This window comes from Streptomyces sp. NPDC056527 (genome assembly GCF_042794475.1).
Taxonomy (GTDB): Bacteria; Actinomycetota; Actinomycetes; order Streptomycetales; family Streptomycetaceae; genus Streptomyces.
The window spans coordinates 1-18,327 of record NZ_JBHTTQ010000131.1 but is presented as its reverse complement, the minus strand read 5'-3'; the positions used below and the strand labels follow the sequence as shown (position 1 = coordinate 18,327).

Sequence of the window (18,327 nt, the reverse complement as noted above, 5' to 3'; positions counted from 1 at the left end):
GGCCCGCTGGGGCCGAGCGGTGCGAGGGGCGCCGGTGAGAGATCAGATCCGGTCCAGGACCCGCGTCAGCAGCTCGCCCATCCGCGCCGCCGAGTCGCGTCCCGCCTGCAGGACCTCCTCGTGGTTCAGCGGCTCGCCCGAGAGACCGGCCGCCAGGTTGGTGACCAGGGAGATGCCCAGGACCTCGGCGCCCGCCTCGCGGGCCGCGATGGCCTCAAGGACGGTGGACATGCCGACCAGGTCGCCGCCCATGACGCGGACCATGTTGATCTCGGCCGGGGTCTCGTAGTGCGGCCCGGGGAACTGCACGTAGACGCCCTCTTCGAGGGTCTCGTCGACGTCCTTGCACAGCGCGCGCAGGCGCGGCGAGTACAGGTCGGTGAGGTCCACGAAGTTCGCGCCGACGATCGGGGAGGCGGCCGTCAGGTTGATGTGGTCGCTGATCAGGACCGGCTGGCCGGGGCGCATGCCCTCGCGCAGACCACCACAGCCGTTGGTCAGCACGACGGTCTTGCAGCCGGCGGCGACGGCGGTGCGCACACCGTGGGCGACGGAGGCGACGCCCCGGCCCTCGTAGAAGTGCGTACGGCCCAGGAAGACCAGGACGTGCTTGGCGCCGATCTTGTACGAGCGGACCTTGCCGCCGTGTCCCTCGACGGCCGGCGGCGGGAAGCCGGGAAGCTCGGTCACGGGGAACTCGGCCTCCGGAGCGCCGAGCGCGTCGACGGCCGGCGCCCAGCCGGAGCCCATGACGAGGGCCACGTCGTGGGTCTCGATTCCGGTCAGCTCGCGAAGACGCGCGGCAGCGGCCTCGGCGGCCTCGTACGGGGTGGCAGTTGCGTTCACTGACTCTCTCGCCTCGGGGAGGGGAGTCCGAGGGAGGAGCCCCGGACGGATTTCATACGCGCAGAAGCGTAGCCCGAGAATTCCTACGCGCGTAGATGACGATGCTGACGGACATGCGATCGTTGTCTTGTCGTTTCCGACGAATGGAGTAGCGGAGGCCACACAAAGCTTCCGCCAGGCCGATACCGCCATGAACCGGGACCGGCCGCTCACGGGGCACGGGCAGCCCCTAGCAAGGCCGCTTGCGCAGCTCCATCACATAGTCGTGCGGCGCTCCCGCCGACTCGGCCGCGTCCGCGATCTCGCCGAGGTAGCGCGCCGAAGGCAGCCCGCCCTCGTACGCGTTCAGGACGTACAGCCAGGTCGGCTCCTCGCCGTCCAGGGTGTGTACGCGGACCCGCATCCGGCGGTAGATGTCGAGGCCGACACCCTCCCAGCGGTCCATCGAGTCCTCGTCCATCGGCGCGATGTCGTAGAGCGCGACGAACACCTGGGAACGCGGCGCCTCGACGATCGTGGGCAGCGCGCCCTCCCAGCCCATCTGCTCGCCGCCGAAAGTCAGCCGCCAGCCGTTGAGCCACCCGGTGCCGCGCAGCGGGGAGTGCGGGGCGCGGCGGGTCATGAGCCGCGCGTCGAGGTTGCCGGCGTACGCGGCGTAGAGCGACATGGGGTCGAGGGTACGGGAGGGAGAGGGTGCACGCGGAAGTCCGTGGTGGGGGCCGTATGGAGGCCCCGGCGAGAGACCGCCCCCGGCGTACGGGACAATGGGGTACGCACTTGAAGCGTGCGGGACAATGGCGTACGCACTGCAGCCCCAGCGGGGGGACCCCCCGGCAGAACGAGAGCGCGAGGCGTAGATCCCTGTGACCCGGATCGTGATCATCGGCGGCGGACCCGGCGGATACGAGGCTGCCCTGGTGGGCGCCCAACTCGGCGCGGAGGTGACCGTCGTCGACTGCGACGGCCTCGGCGGCGCGTCCGTCCTGACCGACTGCGTCCCCTCGAAGACCCTCATCGCGACGGCCGAGGTGATGACCACCTTCGACTCCTCGTACGAGGAGCTGGGCATCATCGTCGCCGACGACACCCCGCACGTGGAGCAGGCCGCCCGCGTCGTCGGTGTCGACCTCGGCAAGGTCAACCGACGGGTGAAGCGCCTCGCGCTCGCCCAGTCCCACGACATCACCGCCTCCGTCACCCGGGCCGGCGCCCGCGTGCTGCGCGGCCGCGGCCGGCTCTCGGGCCGCCAGGCCGTGGACGGTTCCCGCCAGGTGATCGTGACCTCGGCCGACGGCACGGAGGAGGCGCTGACCGCCGACGCCGTGCTGATCGCGACCGGCGGCCACCCGCGCGAGCTGCCCGACGCCCAGCCCGACGGCGAGCGGATCCTGAACTGGACCCAGGTCTACGACCTCAAGGAGCTCCCCGAGGAGCTCATCGTGGTCGGTTCGGGTGTGACGGGTGCCGAGTTCGCCGGCGCCTACCAGGCGCTCGGCTCGCGGGTGACCCTGGTGTCGAGCCGCGACCGGGTCCTGCCCGGCGAGGACCCGGACGCCGCCGCCGTCCTGGAGGACGTCTTCCGCCGCCGCGGCATGAACGTCATGGCCCGCTCGCGCGCCGAGTCGGTCAAGCGCGTCGGCGACCGCGTCGAGGTCACCCTGGCCGACGGCCGGGTCATCTCCGGCTCCCACTGCCTCATGGCCGTCGGCGCCATCCCGAACTCGGCCGGCATGGGTCTGGAGGAGGCCGGGGTCAGGCTCAAGGACTCGGGCCACATCTGGACCGACCGGGTCTCCCGTACCTCCGCGCCGGGCGTGTACGCCGCCGGTGACGTCACCGGCGTCTTCGCGCTCGCCTCCGTGGCGGCGATGCAGGGCCGGATCGCGATGTACCACTTCCTCGGCGACGCGGTGGCCCCGCTGAACCTGAAGACGGTCTCCTCGAACGTCTTCACCGATCCCGAGATCGCCACCGTCGGCTTCACCCAGGCCGACGTGGACGCGGGCACGATCGAGGCCCGGGTCGTCAAGCTGCCGCTGCTGCGCAACCCGCGCGCCAAGATGCAGGGCATCCGGGACGGTTTCGTCAAGATCTTCTGCCGTCCGGGCACGGGTATCGTGGTCGGCGGCTGTGTCGTCGCCCCGAAGGCGAGCGAGCTGATCCACCCGATCTCGATCGCGGTCGACAACAATCTGACGGTCGAACAGATCGCAAACGCTTTCACCGTGTACCCCTCCCTGTCGGGCTCGATCGCCGAAGTGGCACGGCAGTTGCACACCCGAAAGGCGACGGGCGAGGGCTGACCCGCCGTCCCGCCTGGGGAGATGTGGACAACCCCCGGCAAGGCGGGACAAGGAACGATCAACGACGGGGCCTCCCATACCACTTGGGGGCCCCGTCTGTGCGCATCTTCTGCAATTCGGCGCATAGTGCTGAAAAGTATCTGCCGGTCACGTTACTGTCGGTTTCGTGTTCGCTGCAGAACGTCGTCAGTTGATCCTCGAAATGGTGCGCGCCAACGGAGCCGTGTCGCTCCGTGAGCTCGCCCGCGTCGTCCAGACCTCAGAAGTGACCGTACGGCGGGACGTGCGGGCGCTGGAGGCAGAAGGACTCCTCGACCGCCGGCACGGCGGTGCGGTACTCCCGGGCGGGTTCACCCGAGAGTCCGGCTTCCCGCAGAAATCCCATCTCGCGACCGCGGAGAAGACGGCCATCGCCGACGTCGCCGCGAGTCTCGTCGAAGAGGGCGAGGCGATCGTCGTCGGCGCCGGGACCACCACGCAGGAGCTGGCGCGCCGGCTCGCCCGCGTGCCCGGCCTCACGGTGGTCACCAACTCCCTGCTCGTCGCCCAGGCGCTGGCCCATGCCAACCGGGTCGAGGTCGTCATGACCGGCGGCACGCTGCGTGGCTCCAACTACGCGCTGGTGGGCAGCGGGGCGGAGCAGTCCCTCCAGGGGCTGCGGGTCTCCCGCGCCTTCCTCTCCGGGAGCGGTCTGACCGCCGAGCGCGGCCTGTCCACGTCCAACATGCTCTCCGCGAGCGTGGACCGGGCGCTGGTGCAGGCGGCGGCGGAGGTCGTGGTGCTGGCCGATCACACCAAGCTCGGCACCGACACCATGTTCCAGACGGTGCCGACGGACGTGATCACCCGCCTCGTCACCGACGAGCCGCCGGCGCACGACGACCGGGCCGCCACGGAGCTCCAGGCGCTGGCCGACCAGGGCGTCCAGATCGCGGTGGCGGGGACGGGACCGGGTGGGGACAGCGTCCCCCCGGGCGGCGGCCGCCCTCGCCGTGACGTTCCGCTTCCCGGTCAGCGCGCCCGGCACCAACCCGGCCAATTCCGCGGAGCCGCCGCCTCCTTGGCGAGCGAGGTGCTTCAGCCGGAGCGGACGGCCCGGGTCGCGGACATGCGCAGGCGCTGAGCCGGGACCGCCGCGGACCGAGCGCGGACGTCGATGCGTCGTGGTACGGGGTTGAGGTCCGAGGCGTCGAGGTCCGGCCGGTCAGTCCGTCCGGCGCGGGCGTCGAGGTCCGGGGTTCGGGGCGTCGAGGTCCGGCTGTCCGTCCGGCGCAGGCGTCGAGGTCCGGGCAGCGGCTTCCGGCTCCGCCGGCGCTGTGGCCTGCGGCCGGCGGTGCACCTCGGCTCAATCGGGCGCGTGAGCCGATCGCCCGCGGGCTCAGCTCTTCATGCCCCGTAGGGTCAGGGCCAGCAGCCGGTCCGGCAACTCCTCGTCGTCCGGGTTCTGTTCGGCCGCCAGCGCGATCGCGTGGGTGAGCTGCATCAGATCGCCGATCGACACATCGGTACGGACCGTGCCGGCCTCGCGGGCCCGGCCCAGCAGGATCTCGCCGGCCGCGCGCAGCGGCACGTTGCACTGCGCGAGCGCCGAACTCTCGTCCCGTGACGCCGACATGAGCGCCCGGGCGAAGCCCCGGTACTCAGCCGCATGCGTGATCAGGGCGCGCAGCCACTCCACGAGTGCCGGACACGGCTCCTCGGCCGCCGCGAGTTCACGGCCCCGCTGAAGCAGCGCGGCCAGGGCTTCCTGGAAGACGGCGTTCACCAGCGCGTCCCGGGTGGGGAAGTGCCGGTAGAGCGTGCCGATGCCGACCCCCGCGCGACGCGCGACGTCCTCCAGCGAGGCGTCCGTACCGTGCTCGGCGAAGGCTGCGCGGGCCTCGGTCAGCAGCCGCTCGTGGTTGCGGCGCGCGTCGGCGCGCATGGGGGCTCCTCGGTTGGGCGAAGGGCCCGCAGGCGGTGTGCCTGCGGGCCCTTCCCAGCGTACAAACGGCCTCTGCCGTCGGTCGTCAGTCCTTGATCTCGCAGATCGCGGCGCCGGAGGTGATCGACGCACCGACCTCCGCCGACAGGCCCTTGATGGTGCCGGAGCGGTGCGCGTTGAGCGGCTGCTCCATCTTCATGGCTTCCAGGACGACGATCAGGTCGCCCTCCTTGACCTCCTGGCCCTCCTCGACGGCCACCTTCACGATGGTGCCCTGCATCGGGGAGGCGAGGGTGTCGCCGGAGGCGGTCGGGCCGGACTTCTTCGCGGCACGGCGCTTCGGCTTGGCGCCGGCGGCCAGACCCGTACGGGCCAGGGACATGCCGAGCGAGGACGGGAGGGAGACCTCCAGGCGCTTGCCGCCGACCTCGACGACGATCGTCTCGCGGCCCGACTCGTCCTCCTCGGCCTCGGAGCCCGCCGGGGCGAACGGCTTGATCTCGTTGACGAACTCGGTCTCGATCCACCGGGTGTGGACACGGAACGGGTCCGCGGTGAACGCCGGGTCGACGACGACCGCCTGGTGGAACGGGATGGCCGTGGCCATGCCCTCCACCTTGAACTCGGCCAGGGCGCGGGCGGCGCGCTGGAGCGCCTGCTCGCGGGTGGCGCCGGTGACGATCAGCTTGGCCAGGAGCGAGTCCCAGGCCGGGCCGATGACCGAGCCGGACTCGACGCCCGCGTCCAGCCGGACACCGGGGCCGGTCGGCGCGTCGAAGGTGGTGACGGTGCCGGGCGCGGGCAGGAAGTTGCGACCCGGGTCCTCACCGTTGATACGGAACTCGAACGAGTGACCCCTTATGGCCGGGTCGTCGTAGCCCAGCTCCTCGCCGTCGGCGATCCGGAACATCTCGCGGACCAGGTCGATGCCGGTGACCTCTTCGGTGACCGGGTGCTCGACCTGGAGACGGGTGTTGACCTCCAGGAAGGAGATCGTGCCGTCGACGCCGACCAGGAACTCGACCGTGCCGGCGCCGACGTAGCCGGCCTCCTTCAGGATCGCCTTGGAAGCGGCGTACAGCTCGGCGTTCTGTGCCTTGGAGAGGAACGGCGCGGGGGCCTCCTCGACGAGCTTCTGGTGGCGGCGCTGGAGCGAGCAGTCACGGGTGGAGACGACGACCACGTTGCCGTGGGAGTCGGCCAGGCACTGGGTCTCGACGTGCCGGGGCTTGTCGAGGTAGCGCTCGACGAAGCACTCGCCGCGGCCGAAGGCGGCGACGGCCTCACGGACGGCGGAGTCGTACAGCTCCGGCACCTCTTCGAGGGTGCGGGCGACCTTCAGACCGCGACCGCCACCACCGAAGGCGGCCTTGATCGCGATCGGCAGTCCGTGCTCCTCGGCGAAGGCGACGACCTCGTCGGCGCCGGAGACCGGGTCGGGCGTGCCCGCGACGAGCGGGGCGCCCGCACGCTGGGCGATGTGACGGGCCGCCACCTTGTCGCCGAGGTCACGGATGGCCTGCGGCGGCGGGCCGATCCAGGTCAGACCGGCGTCGATCACGGCCTGGGCGAACTCGGCGTTCTCGGAAAGGAACCCGTAGCCGGGGTGGATCGCGTCCGCGCCCGAGTCCTTTGCAGCCTGAAGCACCTTGGCCATGTCCAGATAGCTGGCGGCCGGGGTGTCACCGCCCAGAGCGAACGCCTCGTCGGCCGCGCGGACGTGCAGAGCGTCCCGGTCCGGATCGGCGTAGACGGCTACGCTGGCGATCCCGGCATCCCGGCAAGCACGGGCGACACGGACAGCGATTTCGCCACGGTTGGCGATGAGCACCTTGCGCACGATGGCTCCCTCCTTGAAACAAGCTGAGTTTAGGGACTGCCGACACGGCACTTCGACCCGTCCCCAGTGGTGAGCTTGCCCACACGGAGCGTGATACGAGGCTTGCTCGGGTCGTGAAATCCCTTGTCGTACCACGGTACGCAGGGTTCCTCTACGGCACAGTAGCTCCGAGGTGTGGCACAGGTCTCTGTTCAAGGGACCAGTCGCGGATCGGGTTTCTTTGTGGAGTCCCTACGAATGGCGCAATGATTCTTTGCCGCCTCATCCGTACGCGCGGACCCTTGTCCGAAGGTTTACCCGGCAGTAGCCTTCCCGCTGTCATCCGTACTGCAGGTAACAACCGGTTTTCAGGGGGTGGCCCAGGTGGCCCGCAGACCGATAGCTCTCGTGACGGCGGCGGTGCTCTTCCTGGAGGCACCGGCAATCGTCGCGCTCAACGCCGTCATGGCACGGTTCGTCGAGATCCAGTCGATGTCCCTCGACGGCCTCGATCCGGACCACATGGTGACCGGTACGTGGGCCCTCGGCATAGTCTCCGGGCTGCTGCTCGCGCTCTGCGCCACCGTCGCCCTCGTCGCCGGTATACGCGACAAGCGCCCCGGGCGTGTCGGCCGGGGCCTGCTCATCGGCTGCGCCGTCGTGCACGGCGTGCTCGGCGCGGTGACGATCGGTCTGATCGGCTGGGGCGCCTTCGCGTTCATGACCGTCGTGCTCGGCCTCGTCGTGTTGACGCTGGTGGCGTACGGAAAGGGCGCCGACGCCCTGGACGAGGCGACGGCGCCCGCGTAGGACCGGCGCGGCCGTCAGGTCCACAGGTCGGTGATGGAGATCCCCAGCTTGGCGAGCAGGTTGCGCAGCAGGGGCAGCGACAGGCCGATCACATTGCCCGGGTCCCCGTCGATGCCGTCGATGAACGGCGCCGAGCGGCCGTCGAGCGTGAACGCGCCCGCCACGTGCAGCGGTTCGCCGCTCGCCACGTACGCGGCGATCTCGGCGTCCGTCGGCTCACCGAAACGGACGACGGTCGAGGCGGTCGCCGACTCGTAGCGCTTGGCCGCCGTGTCGTACACGCAGTGACCCGTCTGGAGGATGCCCACCCGTCCGCGCATCGCCTTCCAGCGCGCGGTGGCCTCCTCGGCGTCGGCCGGCTTGCCGAGGGCCTGCTTGTCGAGCTCCAGGACGGAGTCGCAGCCGATGACCAGGGCGCCGAAGGCCTCGGGGCGTGCGGCCACATGGGCGGCCTTGGCCTCGGCGAGCGCGAGGGCGAGTTCGGCGGGGGTCGGTGCGTGCACCTTGTCCTCGTCGACGCCGCTCACGATGACCTCGGGGGCGAGTCCGGCCTGCCGCAGCAGTGCGAGACGGGCGGGCGAGGCGGAGGCGAGCACGACACGGCGGCGATCAGCAGTCATGGGGGAAGCGTAGCCAGTGTCAGTGGAGGCCGACCACGAACATCGCCACCACCATCGCCAGGGCCAGCAGGATGGACGCGCGACGCAGCATGGCCTGCATGTCGCGCATCTCCTCCGGCGGCTCGTTCTTCGGGTCGGACCACAGCATGACCACGATCCTGCTGGTGGGACGGCCTGGGCGCCTGAGTACCCGTACTCAGGCGCCGGGGTGCCAACGGACTAATTACGGCGTGGTGAACACTCCGTCACCGGCCGCCGACAGCGCCGCCCGGACCGCGCGCTCCGCGTCCGCCGGGCCCAGCGGCTCGCGCGTGATCATGAAGCGGTAGTAGAGCGGGGCCGAGACCGCGCGCAGCAGTTCGAGGCCGTCCGTCTCGGCGGGGATCTCGCCGCGGGCCGCGCCGCGCTTCACGACCGGGGCCCATTCCTCCAGGCGGGCGCGGTAGAAGCCGTTCAACGCCTCGGCGCACTCCTCGTCGCAGGCCGCGGCGGCGATGACCGCACGGAAGACGGCGCCCATACGGGGGTCGGTGAGGGTCTTGGTGACGAGCGCGGCGTTGGCCCGCAGGTCGCCCGCGAGGCTGCCGGTGTCGGAGGCCGGGAGGGACTGCTCCGCCATGTCGCGCAGCAGGTCGGCGACGAGGCCGACGGGGGAGCCCCAGCGGCGGTAGACGGTCGTCTTGCCGACCCCCGCGTTCGCGGCGACATGGTCCATGTTCAGCGCGTGGAAGCCCGCCGCGGCCAGGGCGTCCTCGGTCGCGTCGAGGACGGCCCGGCGCACCTTCGCGGTACGGCCCCCGGGGCGCACGGTGCCGGGCACGGCCGGCTGGCTCTCAGTCAAACGGGTCACCTGTTCCATTAACGCCTTCGAGTCTGCTACGGTGCGGGACATCTTAACGGAACCGTAAGCCCATTAAGAGGTCTCGCCCATGGTTGCCACCGCTCTCGGGTCCCACACCGACGTCCGTACCGACCGCATGGACGGACGGATGCGACTCGTCCTCCTCGTCCTCCTCGTCGCCCAGTTCATGCTGGCCGTCGACTTCTCGATCCTGAACGTCGCCCTGCCCGTCATCGGCGAAGGACTCGGCTTCACCCTGGGCAACCTCCAGTGGATCGCCACCGCCTTCGCCCTCGCCGCCGCCGGATTCACCCTCCTCCTCGGGCGCGTCGCCGACATCGTGGGCCGCCGCCGGCTCTTCCTCGCCGGCATGGCGCTCCTCGGCGCCTCCTCCCTCGTCGGCGGTCTCGCCACGAATCCGGGGATGCTGATGGCCGCGCGTGTCGCCCAGGGCCTCGCCACCGCCGCGGTCACCCCCGCCGGGCTGGCCCTGCTCACGTCCTCCTTCCCGGAGGGGCCCCTGCGCGCCAAGGCGCTCGGCCTCAACGGCGCGCTCATGTCGGCAGGCTTCACCACCGGCGCCGTCCTCGGAGGTGTCCTGACCGATCTGCTCTCCTGGCGCTGGGCCTTCTTCGTCAACGTGCCGGTCGCGCTCGCCGTGCTGCTCGTCGCGCCCGCCGTCCTGAAGGAGAGCCGCCCCGCCGTCCGCCCCCGCCTCGACATCCCCGGCGCGATCACCGTCACCGGCGGACTCCTCGCCCTCGTCCTCGGCCTCACCACCGAACCCCTGGCAATCCCCCTCGGCGTCGCGCTGCTGGTCGCCTTCTGGTTCGTGGAGCGGCGGGCCGCCTCGCCCCTCGTACCCGTACGGATCCTCACGCGCCGCACCGTCGTCCTCGGCAACCTCGCCGGGCTCGTCGCCTTCGTCACCGAGACCTCGCTGGTCTTCCTGATGACGCTCTACCTCCAGGACGTCCTCGGCTTCTCACCGCTCGCGGCCGGTCTGTCGTTCGGCGTCCTCGGCGCGGGCACGGTCCTCGGCGGGGTGTACGCCTCGCGCTTCATCGGCCGCTACGGCGCCCGGGCCGCCCTCGTCGCCGGCGGGCTCGTCCAGGCCGCGGCCACCCTCTCCCTGTACGCCCTGGGCGACGACGGGAGCCTGCTCTGGCTGCTGCTCGCCGGCACCTTCGTCGGCGGCGTCGGCAACATGCTCGCCATCGTCGGCTTCATGGTCACCGCGACCTCCGGACTGCCCGACTCCGAGCAGGGGATGGCGACCGGGCTCGCCACCATGACCCAGCAGATCGGCATCACCATGGGCACGCCGATCATGAGCGCCGTCGTGCTCACCTCCACCACCGTCCTCGACGGCATCGGCCTCGCGGTCCTCGTCAACGCCGCGATCGTCCTCGCCGGAGCGCTCGCGACGAGCCTCTTCCTGCGCCGCTCCTGACCACTCCGCACGCCTCCGCAAGGGAACCCGCCATGAAGAAGCTCCTCGCCCCACTGCTCGCCGCCGCCCTCGGCCTCACCCTGCTCTCCGGCACCCAGGCCGCCGGCGCCCGCCCCGCGCCCGCCCCGCGGTGGCACGCCGCCTGGGGCGCAGCCCCCCAGCTCCCCGCCACCGGCTTCACCGCCAACTGGTCCCAGGAGGGCTTCTCGCGCCAGACCCTCCGGCAGGTCGTCCGCGTCACCGAGGACGGCGAACGGGTCAGGATCCGGCTCAGCAACGCCTACGGGACCTCACCCCTGACCGTCACCGGCGCCACCGTCGCCCGCACCGCGACCGGCGCCGCCGTCGAAACCGGCTCGGTACGCCACCTCACCTTCGGCGGCGAACGGTCCGTCTCCGTCCCCGCCCACGGCGAACTGCGCAGCGACCCGGCCCGGCTCGACCTGGAGCGCCTGGAGTCGGTGACCGTCACCCTCTACCTCGCCGGAACGACCGGCCCCGCCACCTTCCACTCCCAGGCGTGGGCCGACAGCTACCGCGCCGAGGGCGACCACCGTGCCGACACCGAAGGGCGCGCCTTCACCGCCCGAAGCCAGTCCTGGTACTACCTCGACGGCGTCGAGGTCAGCGGCGGAACCCCGCCGCGCAAGGGCGGAGTGGTCCTCTTCGGGGACTCCATCACCGACGGCTTCGGCTCCACCCCGAACGCGAACCGCCGCTACTCCGACGCGCTCGCCGAACGGATCGACCGACCCGTGCTGAACGCCGGCATCGGCGGCAACCTGGTCCTCAACGACTCGGCCTGGTACGGCGAACGCTCCACCGCCCGGTTCCGCCGTGACGCGCTCGACCAGCCCGGAGTCACCACCGTCGCCCTGCTCCAGGGAGTCAACGACATCGGCTTCAGCGAGGTCGCGCTGAAGCCCGTGCCCCAGCCCACCTACAAGCCCTCGCCTGTCGTCACCTCGGCCGAACTCATCGCCGCCTACCGTCAGTTGATCGACGCGGCACACGCCCGTGGGGTACGGGTCGTCGGCTCGACGCTGCTGCCCTTCAAGGGCAGCAGCCACTGGGGACCGACCGCCGAACGGACCAGCGCCGAGGTCGACCACTGGATCAGGACCTCGGGCGAGTTCGACGCGGTCGTCGACTTCGCTCGGCTCCTCGCCGACCCGAAGGACCCGAAGGCGCTGAACCCGGCGTACGCGGACGCGGACCGGCTGCACCCCAACGACGCCGGATACCGCGTGATGGCCGCGGCGATCGCACCCCTCGTCTGACCCCGGACGCGCGAAGGCCGGACCTCCCGCACAAGAGGTCCGGCCTTTCGGGGTGCGTGGACCGGCTAGGCCGGCCAGTAGGAGCGCGCCCAGGAGCGCGGCCCCGGGCGGTGCCGTACCTCGCGCGCGATCCGTGACGGATCCGACCAGCCCTCGGGAACCACCGGGCCGCCGCCGGCCGCGGACGCCGCCGCCGTCGCCGCGGCCCGGGCCTGGACCACCGCCAGTGCGGCGGCCAGCTCCTCCGGGGTCGGGTTTCCTCGTACGACCTTGATCACAGCGGCTCCTTACAGGGGGATGTTGCCGTGCTTCTTCGGAGGCAGGGATTCCCGCTTCGTCCGCAGCTGACGCAGGCCCTTCACGATCTGCGGGCGGGTGTCCGACGGCATGATCACGCCGTCGATGTAGCCCCGCTCGGCCGCCGTGTACGGGTTGAGGAGGGTGTCCTCGTACTCCTGGATGAGCCGGGCGCGCTCGGCCTCCTGGTCCTCGGCCGCCGCGATGGTGCGCCGGTGCAGGATGTTCACCGCGCCCTGCGCGCCCATGACCGCGATCTGCGCCGTCGGCCAGGCGAGGTTGAGGTCGGCACCCAGGTGCTTGGAGCCCATGACGTCGTACGCGCCGCCGAACGCCTTGCGCGTGATGACGGTGATCAGCGGGACCGTCGCCTCGGCGTACGCGTAGATCAGCTTGGCGCCCCGGCGGATGATGCCGCCGTACTCCTGGTCCACACCCGGCAGGAAGCCCGGCACGTCGACGAAGGTGATCACCGGGATGTTGAAGGCGTCGCAGGTGCGGACGAAGCGCGCGGCCTTCTCGGAGGCGTTGATGTCCAGGCAGCCGGCGAACTGCATCGGCTGGTTGGCGACGATGCCGACCGGGAAGCCCTCGACCCGGCCGAAGCCGGTCAGGATGTTCGGAGCGAACAGCGCCTGGGTCTCCAGGAACTCGCCGTCGTCGACGATGTGCTCGATGACGGTGTGCATGTCGTACGGCTGGTTGGCGGAGTCCGGGATCAGGACGTCCAGCTCGCGGTCCTCGTCGTTCACCTCCGTCTCGGCGACCTCGGGGAAGGCCGGCGGCTCGGAAAGGTTGTTCGACGGCAGATACGACAGCAGGGACTTGACGTACTCGATCGCGTCCTTCTCGTCGCCCGCCATGTGGTGCGCGACACCCGAGGTGGTGTTGTGCGTCCGGGCGCCGCCCAGCTCCTCGAAGCCGACGTCCTCGCCGGTGACCGTCTTGATGACGTCCGGGCCGGTGATGAACATGTGCGAGGTCTGGTCCACCATCACCGTGAAGTCGGTGATCGCGGGGGAGTAGACCGCGCCGCCCGCGCAGGGGCCGACGACCAGGGAGATCTGCGGGATCACGCCCGAGGCGTGGGTGTTGCGGCGGAAGATCTCGCCGTACATGCCGAGGGCCATGACGCCCTCCTGGATGCGGGCGCCACCGGAGTCGTTGATGCCGACGACCGGGCAGCCGGTCTTCAGGGCGAAGTCCATCACCTTCATGATCTTCTGGCCGAAGACCTCGCCGAGGGCTCCGCCGAAGACCGTGAAGTCCTGCGAGAACACGGCGACCGGGCGCCCGTCGACGGTGCCGTAGCCGGTGACCACGCCGTCGCCGTAGGGCCGGGTCTTCTCCAGGCCGAAGTTGGTCGACCGGTGCCGGGCCAGCTCGTCGAGCTCCACGAAGGAGCCCTCGTCGAGCAGCAGCTCGATGCGCTCCCGCGCGGTCAGCTTGCCCTTCGCGTGCTGCTTCTCCACGGCACGCTCGGAACCGGCGTGGGTCGCCTCGTCAATCCGGCGCTGCAGATCCGCGATCTTGCCCGCGGTCGTGTGAATGTCGATCTCTTGCGGCTCTACCGACTCGGACATCGGGATGCGGCTCCCTGCCTGGTCACGGGGGTTCGTTGGCTACGAATGGGCTAATGCTCGGCTACTGATCCGTAGGGTATCGACGCCGATACGGTTCGGCACTGCGGTCTTTGCCACACCTAGTCTGGCTTGCATGACGTCCTCTCATGGCTCAGGAGGGCCCTGGTCCGACCTGGACCGGCCCCCGCTCAACGCCGCCTCGCTGCGCCGTGCGCTCGTGCTTCCCGACGGCCTGTGGACCTCGCTCGACGTGGTCACCACCACCGGCTCCACCAATTCCGACCTGACCGCCCGCGCCGACGAGCTGCCCGAAGGGGCCGTGCTCGTCGCCGAGGAGCAGACCGAGGGCCGCGGCCGCCTGGACCGCAGCTGGATCGCGCCCGCCCGGTCCGGGCTCTTCCTCTCGGTCCTGCTCAAGCCCGCCGTGCCCGTGCACCGGTGGGGCTGGCTGCCGCTGCTCACCGGAGTCGCCGCCGCGACCGGGCTCGCGAAGTCCGCCGGGGTGGACCTTTCCCTCAAGTGGCCGAACGACCTGCTGGTTTCGATCGGCGGCGAGGAGCGGAAGACCGGCGGCATCCTCGCCGAGCGGGCGGGCGAGGACGCCATCGTCGTCGGGCTCGGCATCAATGTCACCCTGCGTGAGGACGAGCTGCCCGTCCCGGCGGCCGGCTCCCTGCTCCTCGCGAACGCGGTCTCGACCGACCGGGACACCCTGCTGCGCTCCGTCCTGCGGTCCCTGGAGCACTGGTACGGCGAATGGGTGCGGGCGGAGGGCAACCCCGCCGCCTCCGGCCTCCAGGAGGCCTACTCCGCCGGCTGCGCGACCCTCGGCCGCCGCGTCCGGGCCGACCTGCCGGGCGAGCGGATGCTGGAGGGCGACGCCGTGGCACTGGACGGCGACGGCCGCCTGGTGGTGGCCACGGAGGGCGGCGGCACCGAGGCGGTCTCGGCCGGCGACATCGTCCACCTCCGCGCGGAGGACTGAGCACCCGGCGCCGTGGGCGCCCGTTCAGCCGATGGAGGAACGGGCGCCCTAAACACGTTGAGGTGGACGTTACGGCGTGAGCTGGCACACACCTGTCGTATCGTGGAGCGCGATCCAGGCGACAGATCGGCAGGGCAGTGGGCAGGGAACGGGCAGGAGGCGGCCGGTGACCGTCGACGACGCGCACAACGGCGGCGAGGCCGAGCCACCGGCGTACCCCACCCCCCACCATGTGGTCGACCACACGGCCGAGCCGACGGACGACCCGCTCGCCATCCGCCTCGAACAGCTCATCCTCGGCGCCGACCGCCGCTACACCCCCTTCCAGGCCGCCCGCACCGCGGGCGTCTCCATGGAGCTGGCCTCCCGTTTCTGGCGCGCGATGGGCTTCGCCGACATCGGTCAGGCCAAGGCGCTGACCGAGGCCGACGTCCTCGCCCTGCGCCGGCTCGCCGGTCTCGTCGAGGCCGGCCTGCTCAGCGAGCCGATGGCCGTGCAGGTCGCCCGGTCCACGGGGCAGACGACCGCCCGGCTGGCCGAGTGGCAGATCGACTCGTTCCTGGAGGGCCTCACCGAGCCCCCCGAGCCCGGCATGACCCGTACCGAGGTCACGTACCCCCTGGTCGAGCTGCTCCTGCCCGAGCTGGAGGAGTTCCTGATCTACGTCTGGCGCCGCCAGCTCGCCGCCGCCACCGGCCGGGTGCTCGTGCAGGCCGCCGACGACGAGGAGATGGTCGACCGGCGCCTCGCGGTCGGCTTCGCGGACCTGGTCGGCTTCACCCGGCTGACCCGCCGCCTGGAGGAGGAAGAGCTCGGCGAGCTGGTCGAGGCCTTCGAGACGACCTGCGCCGACCTGGTCGCCGCGCACGGCGGCCGGCTCATCAAGACCCTCGGCGACGAGGTCCTGTACGCGGCCGACGACGCCGGCACGGCCGCCGAGATCGCGCTGCGGCTGATCGATACGCTCAGCCACGACGAGACCATGCCGGCGCTCCGGGTCGGCATCGCCTTCGGCACGGTGACGACCCGGATGGGCGACGTCTTCGGCACGACGGTGAACCTCGCGAGCCGGCTCACCTCGATAGCCCCCAAGGACACCGTCCTGGTCGACGGCGCGCTCGCCGAGGAGCTGACCCGGACCGGCGACGCGCCGGTCTCGGAGACGCAGGCGGCCGAGGAGGCGGCCCGCGCCGAGAAGGAGGGCGAGGAGCCCCCGACGTACCGCTTCGCACTCCAGCCGATGTGGCAGCGGCCCGTGCGCGGTCTCGGTGTCGTGGAGCCCTGGCACCTGACCCGCCGCCCCACCTAGGATCCCGGTGAACAGTCGTTAACAGGCGTTAACCGGGAGGGTGCGGTCATGTCCGAGCAGTCCGAGCAGCGTTTTGGTGAGTTCGTCGCCGTCCGTAGGCACGAGCACGTCGCCGAGCTCGTCCTCGACCGGCCCAAGGCGATGAACGCCGTCTCCTCCGAGATGGCCCGCTCCATCGGCGCGGCGTGCGCGGCGCTCGCCGACGACGCGTCGGTACGGGTGACAGTGCTGAGCTCCTCCAACGACCGGGCCTTCTGCGTCGGCGCCGACCTCAAGGAGCGCAACTCCTTCACCGACGCCGAGCTGGTCCGTCAGCGTCCGACCGCCCGCGGTGCCTACACCGGCGTCCTGGAGCTGCCGATGCCGACCGTCGCCGCGGTGCACGGCTTCGCGCTCGGCGGCGGCTTCGAGCTGGCGCTCGCCTGCGATGTGATCGTGGCCGACGCGACGGCCGTGGTCGGACTGCCCGAGGTGTCCGTGGGCGTGATCCCCGGCGGCGGCGGCACGCAGCTCCTCCCGCGCCGGGTGGGCGCGGCCCGCGCGGCCGAGCTGGTCTTCACCGCGCGCCGCGTCGAGGCCGCCGAGGCCCGCGAGCTGGGGCTCGTCGACCTGCTGGAGGAGGACGCGCGTACGGCCGCCCTGGAGCTGGCCGGGCGGATCGCGGCCAACTCCCCGGTCGGGCTGCGCGCCGCGAAGCGCGCGATGCGGCTCGGGCAGGGCCTCGATCTGCGGGCCGGCCTGGAGGTCGAGGACGCGGCCTGGCGGTCCGTCGCGTTCTCGGGGGACCGCGCGGAGGGCGTGGCGGCGTTCAATGAGAAGCGGAAGCCCGCGTGGCCGGGTGAGTGATCGGTCACGAGCCGTGTGAGTAACCGCCGAACGGGTGGAAAGTGTCGCAAATGTTCGTAATGTAACTTTCTGTGACGCCTCACCAGTAAAAACAGAAGAAACGTCCCTAAGCTGGAGGAATGGGAGAGGACGTGCGGCTGCGGGCCGTGGTGGCGCTGGCGCAGGCGATGGCGGCTGCGCACACCCCGCGCGAGTTCTGGCGGGCGGCGGCGCTGGGCGCCCGCGACGCGCTCGGCGGGCACTTCGCCGCACTGTCCGTCTGGGAGCGGGACCGCGGCCGGCTGAAGGTGCTGGTGAACGCCGGGGAGCGCGCCGTCGGGGAGGAGGAGTTCCCCGACGCCGAGACCTACCCCGTCCACCAGTTCCCGGAGATCACCGAGTTCCTGCATGCCCAGTGGGCGGGCGGCGGCGAGCCGGACGCCTGGGTGGAGACCGCCGGCGACCGCGTCCCGACCGGCCGTGTCACCGGGCTGCGCAGACGCGGACGCGGCTGCTGCGTGGTCGCGCCGATCGTGCTGCACGGCCGGGCCTGGGGCGAGCTGTACGTGGCGCGCCCCGCAGGGGCGGCGGTCTTCGACCGCGGCGACGCCGACTTCGCGGCGGTGCTCGCGGCCGTCGTGGCGGCGGGCATCGCCCAGACGGAGCGGCTGGAGGAGGTGCGGAAGCTGGCCTTCACCGACCCGCTGACCGGCCTCGCCAACCGCCGCGCCGTCGACACCCGGCTCGACGAGGCGATCGAGCGCTACCGGACGGACGGCTCCGTCGTGAGCCTGGTGGTCTGCGACCTGAACGGGCTGAAGCGCGTGAACGACACCCATGGTCACGCCGTGGGCGACCGCCTGCTGGAACGGTTCGGTTCCGTGCTCTCCCGGTGCGGCGCGATGCTCCCCGGCGCCCTGTCGGCGCGCCTCGGCGGCGACGAGTTCTGCCTGCTCTCGGTGGGCCCGACGTCGGACGAGGTGGTGGCGGTCGCGGACGAACTGTGTGTACGGGCCGGGGAGCTGGAGCTCGGCGAGGGCGTCGCCTGCGGAGTGGCGTCGACGGGCGACCCCATCGGCCCGCTCAAGTCCGCCCGACGCCTCTTCCGGCTGGCGGACGCGGCCCAGTACCAGGCCAAGGCGGCCCGCTCGGCGAAACCTGTCGTGGCGGGCCGCGACGGCACGGTCATCCCCCTCGCGGACGCCCCTCCGGGAGCAAGGGACCGCAGGCGCTTCCGGGACGCACCGCCGGCCCCGCCGGAGGACCGGGGGCCGGACAGCCCTCCGGGGCGCTGAGCCCGCCGGCGGGCGTGGCGCAGGCGGCGCAGTGGGTTTCGCCTCCGAGTGGGCGGAACAGGGCGCGTCGCGTGGTAGGAGCCGACTCGCCCCGGGCCTTGACCGGTTGAACCGCGAGGAGGCGAGGCCCGTGGGGC

The 18,327-nt window shown here is 71.6% G+C and carries 18 protein-coding genes; 9 read left to right on the top strand and 9 right to left on the bottom strand.

The window, feature by feature from the left end:
- Positions 1 to 42: 42 nt before the first annotated feature.
- Positions 43 to 846 carry a purine-nucleoside phosphorylase gene (locus tag ACFQ7Q_RS34385; protein ID WP_383562139.1) on the bottom strand — a complete coding sequence of 268 codons (804 nt, stop codon included), beginning with the start codon at positions 844 to 846 and terminating at the stop codon, positions 43 to 45.
- Between the two features lie 229 nt (positions 847 to 1,075).
- A complete protein-coding gene (locus tag ACFQ7Q_RS34380) occupies positions 1,076 to 1,513 on the bottom strand; it encodes a gamma-glutamylcyclotransferase (RefSeq protein ID WP_362365532.1) in 438 nt (145 codons plus the stop codon).
- Positions 1,514 to 1,709: 196 nt separating this feature from the next.
- Between ACFQ7Q_RS34380 and ACFQ7Q_RS34375 the strand changes: the two genes are divergently transcribed.
- Entirely contained in the window at positions 1,710 to 3,149 is a 1,440-nt protein-coding gene (locus ACFQ7Q_RS34375) for an NAD(P)H-quinone dehydrogenase (RefSeq protein WP_383562137.1), read from the top strand.
- 202 nt (positions 3,150 to 3,351) lie between these two features.
- Positions 3,352 to 4,272 carry a DeoR/GlpR family DNA-binding transcription regulator gene (locus ACFQ7Q_RS34370; protein WP_383562141.1) on the top strand — a complete coding sequence of 307 codons (921 nt, stop codon included), beginning with the start codon at positions 3,352 to 3,354 and terminating at the stop codon, positions 4,270 to 4,272.
- Positions 4,273 to 4,527: 255 nt separating this feature from the next.
- Here ACFQ7Q_RS34370 and ACFQ7Q_RS34365 read toward each other — a convergent pair whose 3' ends face one another.
- Together ACFQ7Q_RS34365 and ACFQ7Q_RS34360 are read right to left on the bottom strand one after the other, a co-directional pair.
- Entirely contained in the window at positions 4,528 to 5,073 is a 546-nt protein-coding gene (locus tag ACFQ7Q_RS34365) for a TetR/AcrR family transcriptional regulator (protein WP_383562135.1), read from the bottom strand.
- A gap of 85 nt (positions 5,074 to 5,158) precedes the next feature.
- Positions 5,159 to 6,913: an acetyl/propionyl/methylcrotonyl-CoA carboxylase subunit alpha gene (locus ACFQ7Q_RS34360; protein ID WP_383562133.1), complete on the bottom strand. Its 1,755-nt coding sequence runs from the start codon at positions 6,911 to 6,913 to the stop codon at positions 5,159 to 5,161.
- 363 nt (positions 6,914 to 7,276) lie between these two features.
- On the opposite strand from ACFQ7Q_RS34360, the gene ACFQ7Q_RS34355 reads away from it, so the two are divergent.
- Positions 7,277 to 7,702, top strand: a complete 426-nt coding sequence (locus tag ACFQ7Q_RS34355) for a hypothetical protein (RefSeq protein ID WP_383562131.1) — start codon at positions 7,277 to 7,279, stop codon at positions 7,700 to 7,702.
- A 14-nt stretch (positions 7,703 to 7,716) separates the two neighbouring features.
- On the opposite strand, the gene ACFQ7Q_RS34350 is transcribed toward ACFQ7Q_RS34355, so the two are convergent.
- The 3 genes from ACFQ7Q_RS34350 to ACFQ7Q_RS34340 form a co-directional block, all read right to left on the bottom strand.
- Positions 7,717 to 8,322, bottom strand: coding sequence for a nucleoside triphosphate pyrophosphatase (locus ACFQ7Q_RS34350; RefSeq protein WP_383562129.1), 606 nt, complete (start codon positions 8,320 to 8,322; stop codon positions 7,717 to 7,719).
- Between the two features lie 19 nt (positions 8,323 to 8,341).
- The gene (gene mmpB, locus ACFQ7Q_RS34345; protein ID WP_362365552.1) at positions 8,342 to 8,470 is read right to left on the bottom strand and encodes a morphogenic membrane protein MmpB; all 129 of its coding nucleotides are present in this window, start codon (positions 8,468 to 8,470) and stop codon (positions 8,342 to 8,344) included.
- 75 nt (positions 8,471 to 8,545) lie between these two features.
- Entirely contained in the window at positions 8,546 to 9,181 is a 636-nt protein-coding gene (locus tag ACFQ7Q_RS34340; protein ID WP_383562127.1) for a TetR/AcrR family transcriptional regulator, read from the bottom strand.
- A gap of 70 nt (positions 9,182 to 9,251) precedes the next feature.
- On the opposite strand from ACFQ7Q_RS34340, the gene ACFQ7Q_RS34335 reads away from it, so the two are divergent.
- The gene (locus ACFQ7Q_RS34335; RefSeq protein WP_383562125.1) at positions 9,252 to 10,616 is read left to right on the top strand and encodes an MFS transporter; all 1,365 of its coding nucleotides are present in this window, start codon (positions 9,252 to 9,254) and stop codon (positions 10,614 to 10,616) included.
- A 32-nt stretch (positions 10,617 to 10,648) separates the two neighbouring features.
- A complete protein-coding gene (locus ACFQ7Q_RS34330) occupies positions 10,649 to 11,896 on the top strand; it encodes an SGNH/GDSL hydrolase family protein (RefSeq protein WP_383562123.1) in 1,248 nt (415 codons plus the stop codon).
- Between the two features lie 65 nt (positions 11,897 to 11,961).
- On the opposite strand, the gene ACFQ7Q_RS34325 is transcribed toward ACFQ7Q_RS34330, so the two are convergent.
- Together ACFQ7Q_RS34325 and ACFQ7Q_RS34320 are read right to left on the bottom strand one after the other, a co-directional pair.
- Entirely contained in the window at positions 11,962 to 12,174 is a 213-nt protein-coding gene (locus ACFQ7Q_RS34325) for an acyl-CoA carboxylase subunit epsilon (RefSeq protein WP_361855072.1), read from the bottom strand.
- A 9-nt stretch (positions 12,175 to 12,183) separates the two neighbouring features.
- On the bottom strand, positions 12,184 to 13,776 hold the full coding sequence (locus tag ACFQ7Q_RS34320) for an acyl-CoA carboxylase subunit beta (protein WP_376432783.1): 1,593 nt from the start codon (positions 13,774 to 13,776) through the stop codon (positions 12,184 to 12,186).
- Positions 13,777 to 13,909: 133 nt separating this feature from the next.
- On the opposite strand from ACFQ7Q_RS34320, the gene ACFQ7Q_RS34315 reads away from it, so the two are divergent.
- From ACFQ7Q_RS34315 to ACFQ7Q_RS34300, 4 genes are all read left to right on the top strand, one after another.
- Entirely contained in the window at positions 13,910 to 14,761 is an 852-nt protein-coding gene (locus ACFQ7Q_RS34315) for a biotin--[acetyl-CoA-carboxylase] ligase (RefSeq protein ID WP_383562120.1), read from the top strand.
- Between the two features lie 166 nt (positions 14,762 to 14,927).
- Positions 14,928 to 16,070, top strand: a complete 1,143-nt coding sequence (locus ACFQ7Q_RS34310) for an adenylate/guanylate cyclase domain-containing protein (RefSeq protein ID WP_376432779.1) — start codon at positions 14,928 to 14,930, stop codon at positions 16,068 to 16,070.
- A 48-nt stretch (positions 16,071 to 16,118) separates the two neighbouring features.
- Positions 16,119 to 16,916, top strand: a complete 798-nt coding sequence (locus tag ACFQ7Q_RS34305) for an enoyl-CoA hydratase/isomerase family protein (RefSeq protein ID WP_383562118.1) — start codon at positions 16,119 to 16,121, stop codon at positions 16,914 to 16,916.
- 119 nt (positions 16,917 to 17,035) lie between these two features.
- On the top strand, positions 17,036 to 18,190 hold the full coding sequence (locus ACFQ7Q_RS34300; RefSeq protein ID WP_383562115.1) for a diguanylate cyclase domain-containing protein: 1,155 nt from the start codon (positions 17,036 to 17,038) through the stop codon (positions 18,188 to 18,190).
- Positions 18,191 to 18,327: the final 137 nt, after the last annotated feature.